This window comes from Flavobacterium sp., assembly GCF_003525665.1.
Classification (GTDB): Bacteria; Bacteroidota; Bacteroidia; order Flavobacteriales; family Flavobacteriaceae; genus Flavobacterium.
Map to the genome: position 1 here is coordinate 14,656 of NZ_DQDX01000069.1, position 1,138 is coordinate 15,793.

General features: G+C 37.3%; 1 protein-coding gene. It reads right to left on the minus strand.

The genetic code is table 11. The annotated features are described in order from the left end of the window. The coding region (locus tag DIU01_RS04920) for a Clp protease N-terminal domain-containing protein (protein WP_290832127.1) at positions 1-1,036 on the minus strand (1,036 nt) is incomplete at its 3' end. Positions 1,037-1,138 lie beyond the last annotated feature (102 nt).

Below are 1,138 nucleotides of genomic sequence, written 5' to 3' on the forward strand. Positions count from 1 at the left end.
AAATCGCACTTTCGGTATCGGGTTCATCGACCATTACTTTCTGGAAACGACGTTCAAGCGCTTTATCTTTTTCGAAATATTTTTGATATTCGTCTAATGTCGTTGCACCAATCGCACGTAATTCGCCACGAGCCAAAGCTGGTTTTAGAATGTTAGCTGCATCCATCGCACCTTCGCCACCTCCAGCGCCAACTAGCGTATGAATTTCGTCAATGAAAAGTACGATATCGCCTTCGGCAGAAGTCACTTCTTTCACCACCGATTTTAGTCGTTCTTCAAATTCACCTTTGTATTTTGCACCAGCAATTAATGCGCCCATATCTAAAGAGAAAACGATTTTGTCTTTCAGATTTTCAGGTACATCGCCATCTACAATTCGGTGTGCTAAACCTTCGGCAATAGCAGTTTTACCAACTCCAGGTTCACCAACCAACATCGGATTGTTTTTTGTTCTTCTCGTTAAAATTTGCAATACTCTACGAATTTCTTCATCGCGACCAATTACTGGGTCGAGTTTGCCATTTTTAGCCAATTCGTTTAAGTTTTTGGCGTATTTGTTCAAAGCGTTATAAGTTTCTTCGGCAGAAGCAGATGTTACTCTTTCGCCTTTACGCATTTCGGTAATCGCGGCTTGCAATCCTTTTTCGGTTACGCCTTGGTCTTTTAAGATTTGGGCGATTTTGCTTTTAGATTTGAAAATAGCTAAGATTAAATGTTCAATCGAAACGAATTCGTCGTTCATTTTCTTGGCAATGATTTCGGCCTCATTTAAAGTTGTACTTGCTTCTCGAGAAAACATTAAATCGCCTCCAGAAACTTTTGGAAAACTTTGAATAGTACTGTCCAGTATTTTCTTGAATAAATCAATGTTTACGTTGAGTTTCTTCAATAGGAAAGGAGTAACGTTCTCGTCAACTTCGAGAATTCCTTTAAATAGGTGTTCGTTTTCAACTTGTTGTTGTTGGAAACTTTGTGCAATCTGCTGTGCTTGCTGCAGCGCTTCTTGCGATTTGATTGTTAATTTATTTATGTTCATTTTTTGTGTTATATTATGTATGTTGTAAAATTGTATAATGTATATTGTAAAATTGTATAATGTAAGTATTGTACTGATTTAGTCTTAATACTTAATACTCAA